Origin of the sequence: Acinetobacter sp. YH12208, from assembly GCF_013418055.1 — a bacterium.
In the GTDB taxonomy this organism is placed as follows: domain Bacteria; phylum Pseudomonadota; class Gammaproteobacteria; order Pseudomonadales; family Moraxellaceae; genus Acinetobacter; species Acinetobacter pseudolwoffii.
Genome location: NZ_VPCT01000039.1, coordinates 1 through 4,911 on the forward strand (window position 1 = coordinate 1; position 4,911 = coordinate 4,911).

Here is a 4,911-nt window from a genome sequence, read left to right on the forward strand (position 1 = left end):
CTTCGGACCTTGCGCTAATAGATGAGCCTAAGTCGGATTAGCTAGTTGGTGGGGTAAAGGCCTACCAAGGCGACGATCTGTAGCGGGTCTGAGAGGATGATCCGCCACACTGGGACTGAGACACGGCCCAGACTCCTACGGGAGGCAGCAGTGGGGAATATTGGACAATGGGGGGAACCCTGATCCAGCCATGCCGCGTGTGTGAAGAAGGCCTTTTGGTTGTAAAGCACTTTAAGCGAGGAGGAGGCTACTTAGATTAATACTCTAGGATAGTGGACGTTACTCGCAGAATAAGCACCGGCTAACTCTGTGCCAGCAGCCGCGGTAATACAGAGGGTGCAAGCGTTAATCGGATTTACTGGGCGTAAAGCGCGCGTAGGTGGCCAATTAAGTCAAATGTGAAATCCCCGAGCTTAACTTGGGAATTGCATTCGATACTGGTTGGCTAGAGTATGGGAGAGGATGGTAGAATTCCAGGTGTAGCGGTGAAATGCGTAGAGATCTGGAGGAATACCGATGGCGAAGGCAGCCATCTGGCCTAATACTGACACTGAGGTGCGAAAGCATGGGGAGCAAACAGGATTAGATACCCTGGTAGTCCATGCCGTAAACGATGTCTACTAGCCGTTGGGGCCTTTGAGGCTTTAGTGGCGCAGCTAACGCGATAAGTAGACCGCCTGGGGAGTACGGTCGCAAGACTAAAACTCAAATGAATTGACGGGGGCCCGCACAAGCGGTGGAGCATGTGGTTTAATTCGATGCAACGCGAAGAACCTTACCTGGTCTTGACATAGTAAGAACTTTCCAGAGATGGATTGGTGCCTTCGGGAACTTACATACAGGTGCTGCATGGCTGTCGTCAGCTCGTGTCGTGAGATGTTGGGTTAAGTCCCGCAACGAGCGCAACCCTTTTCCTTATTTGCCAGCGGGTTAAGCCGGGAACTTTAAGGATACTGCCAGTGACAAACTGGAGGAAGGCGGGGACGACGTCAAGTCATCATGGCCCTTACGACCAGGGCTACACACGTGCTACAATGGTCGGTACAAAGGGTTGCTACCTAGCGATAGGATGCTAATCTCAAAAAGCCGATCGTAGTCCGGATTGGAGTCTGCAACTCGACTCCATGAAGTCGGAATCGCTAGTAATCGCGGATCAGAATGCCGCGGTGAATACGTTCCCGGGCCTTGTACACACCGCCCGTCACACCATGGGAGTTTGTTGCACCAGAAGTAGGTAGTCTAACCGCAAGGAGGACGCTTACCACGGTGTGGCAGATGACTGGGGTGAAGTCGTAACAAGGTAGCCGTAGGGGAACCTGCGGCTGGATCACCTCCTTAACGAAAGATTGACGATTGGTAAGAATCCACAACAAGTTGTTCTTCATAAAGATGTATCTGAGGGTCTGTAGCTCAGTTGGTTAGAGCACACGCTTGATAAGCGTGGGGTCACAAGTTCAAGTCTTGTCAGACCCACCAAATCTGACTAACGAAGCATGCAAGTGCTGAAGCAAACAGAACAGAACGATACATTGACTTATTGATAAGCTGGGGACTTAGCTTAGTTGGTAGAGCGCCTGCTTTGCACGCAGGAGGTCAGGAGTTCGACTCTCCTAGTCTCCACCATCATTTAAGATAAGTTGTTAGATTATAGAATTTAGTAAGTTTAAGCTTATTAAGTTCTGTGATTTATCACAGCGTCTAGACCTGACGAAGGCTAGATCAATCATTAACAGAATATATTTGAGTTGAAATAAATTGTTTAAGGCTCAGAACTAAATTGACATTGAAATGTGACACGCAAGTGACATGTTTGAATGAAGATGCAGAACTGAGAAACTAGCGATTAACTGAATCAAGCGTTTTGGTATATGAATCTAATTGAAGCTGTACAGTGCTTAAATGCACAAGACGCCAACTGTATGATTGACTGAGTGATTGGTTAATCTGTTGCTCATCCTACTTGTAAGGATGAACGACTGTTTGGGGTTGTATAGTCAAGTAATTAAGTGCATGTGGTGGATGCCTTGGCAGTCAGAGGCGATGAAAGACGTGATAGCCTGCGAAAAGCTCCGGGGAGGCGGCAAATATCCTGTGATCCGGAGATGTCTGAATGGGGAAACCCACTTACCATAAGGTAGGTATTGCATGATGAATACATAGTCATGCAAGGCGAACGAGGGGAAGTGAAACATCTCAGTACCCTTAGGAAAAGAAATCAATTGAGATTCCCTCAGTAGCGGCGAGCGAAAGGGGAAGAGCCCATTAAGTCATATAAGTTCTAGTGGAACGCTCTGGGAAGTGCGACCGTAGACGGTGATAGTCCTGTACACGAAAGGGCTTATATGATGATGTCGAGTAGGGCGAGGCACGTGAAACCTTGTCTGAATATGGGGGGACCATCCTCCAAGGCTAAATACTCCTGACTGACCGATAGTGAACCAGTACCGTGAGGGAAAGGCGAAAAGAACCCCTGTGAGGGGAGTGAAATAGATCCTGAAACCGCATGCATACAAGCAGTGGGAGCCGACTTGTTCGGTGACTGCGTACCTTTTGTATAATGGGTCAGCGACTTATATTCAGTAGCGAGGTTAACCGAATAGGGGAGCCGTAGGGAAACCGAGTCTTAATAGGGCGCATTAGTTGCTGGGTATAGACCCGAAACCAGGTGATCTATCCATGAGCAGGTTGAAGGTTGGGTAACACTAACTGGAGGACCGAACCCACTGTCGTTGAAAAGCCAGGGGATGACTTGTGGATAGGGGTGAAAGGCTAATCAAACTTGGTGATAGCTGGTTCTCCCCGAAAGCTATTTAGGTAGCGCCTCGGACGAATACCATTGGGGGTAGAGCACTGTTTCGGCTAGGGGGTCATCCCGACTTACCAAACCGATGCAAACTCCGAATACCAATGAGTACTATCCGGGAGACAGACTGCGGGTGCTAACGTCCGTAGTCAAGAGGAAAACAATCCAGACCGCCAGCTAAGGCCCCAAAATTATAGTTAAGTGGGAAACGATGTGGGAAGGCATAGACAGCTAGGAGGTTGGCTTAGAAGCAGCCACCCTTTAAAGAAAGCGTAATAGCTCACTAGTCGAGTCGGCCTGCGCGGAAGATGTAACGGGGCTAAAACTATATGCCGAAGCTGCGGATGCATAATTTATTATGCGTGGTAGGGGAGCGTTCTGTAAGCCGATGAAGGTGGATTGAGAAGTCTGCTGGAGGTATCAGAAGTGCGAATGCTGACGTGAGTAACGACAATGCGAGTGAAAAACTCGCACGCTGAAAGACCAAGGGTTCCAGTCCAACGTTAATCGGGGCTGGGTGAGTCGACCCCTAAGGCGAGGCCGAGAGGCGTAGTCGATGGGAAATTGGTTAATATTCCAATACTTCTGTGTAATGCGATGAGAGGACGGAGAAGGTTAAGTCAGCCTGGCGTTGGTTGTCCAGGTGGAAGGTTGTAGGCATGCATCTTAGGCAAATCCGGGGTGCTCTATGCTGAGAACTGATAGCAAGCTGTACTTGTACAGTGAAGTGGCTGATACCATGCTTCCAGGAAAAGTCTCTAAGCTTCAGTTACACAGGAATCGTACCCGAAACCGACACAGGTGGTCAGGTCGAGTAGACCAAAGCGCTTGAGAGAACTCTGCTGAAGGAACTAGGCAAAATGGTACCGTAACTTCGGGAGAAGGTACGCTGCTTTTGGTGATGGAACTTGCTTCCTGAGCTGAGAGCAGCCACAGAAACCAGGCCCCTGCAACTGTTTATTAAAAACATAGCACTCTGCAAACACGAAAGTGGACGTATAGGGTGTGATGCCTGCCCGGTGCTGGAAGGTTAATTGATGGGGTTAGCGTAAGCGAAGCTCTTGATCGAAGCCCCAGTAAACGGCGGCCGTAACTATAACGGTCCTAAGGTAGCGAAATTCCTTGTCGGGTAAGTTCCGACCTGCACGAATGGCATAATGATGGGGGCGCTGTCTCCAGCAGAGACTCAGTGAAATCGAATTCGCCGTGAAGATGCGGTGTACCCGCGGCTAGACGGAAAGACCCCGTGAACCTTTACTGCAGCTTGACATTGAACTTTGATCTTACTTGTGTAGGATAGGTGGGAGGCTTTGAAACCGAGACGCTAGTTTCGGTGGAGCCAATCTTGAAATACCACCCTGGTAATATTGAGGTTCTAACTCTGTCCCGTTATCCGGGACGAGGACCATGTCTGGTGGGTAGTTTGACTGGGGCGGTCTCCTCCTAAAGAGTAACGGAGGAGTACGAAGGTGCGCTCAGCGTGGTCGGAAATCACGCGTAGAGTATAAAGGCAAAAGCGCGCTTAACTGCGAGACCCACAAGTCGAGCAGGTACGAAAGTAGGTCTTAGTGATCCGGTGGTTCTGTATGGAAGGGCCATCGCTCAACGGATAAAAGGTACTCTGGGGATAACAGGCTGATACCGCCCAAGAGTTCATATCGACGGCGGTGTTTGGCACCTCGATGTCGGCTCATCTCATCCTGGGGCTGAAGCAGGTCCCAAGGGTATGGCTGTTCGCCATTTAAAGAGGTACGCGAGCTGGGTTTAGAACGTCGTGAGACAGTTCGGTCCCTATCTACCGTGGGCGTTGGAAATTTGAGAGGATCTGCTCCTAGTACGAGAGGACCAGAGTGGACGAACCTCTGGTGTACCGGTTGTGACGCCAGTCGCATCGCCGGGTAGCTATGTTCGGAAGGGATAACCGCTGAAAGCATCTAAGCGGGAAGCCTACCTCAAGATAAGATTTCCCTAGGACTTTATGTCCTCTAAAGAGCCGTTGAAGACTACGACGTTGATAGGTTGGATGTGGAAGCATAGTGATATGTGAAGCTGACCAATACTAATTGCTCGTGAGGCTTGACTATACAACACCCAAACAGTTGTTGTAT

At 49.6% G+C, this 4,911-nt stretch carries 2 tRNA genes and 2 rRNA genes; all 4 read left to right on the top strand.

Annotation, left to right across the window (positions count from 1 at the left end):
* Positions 1-1,338, top strand: a 16S ribosomal RNA gene (locus tag FTU95_RS14685); the annotation flags it as partial.
* 61 nt (positions 1,339-1,399) lie between these two features.
* Positions 1,400-1,476 (top strand) — tRNA-Ile (locus FTU95_RS14690).
* A 71-nt stretch (positions 1,477-1,547) separates the two neighbouring features.
* A tRNA-Ala gene (locus FTU95_RS14695) sits at positions 1,548-1,623 on the top strand.
* A 369-nt stretch (positions 1,624-1,992) separates the two neighbouring features.
* Positions 1,993-4,887, top strand: a 23S ribosomal RNA gene (locus tag FTU95_RS14700).
* Positions 4,888-4,911: the final 24 nt, after the last annotated feature.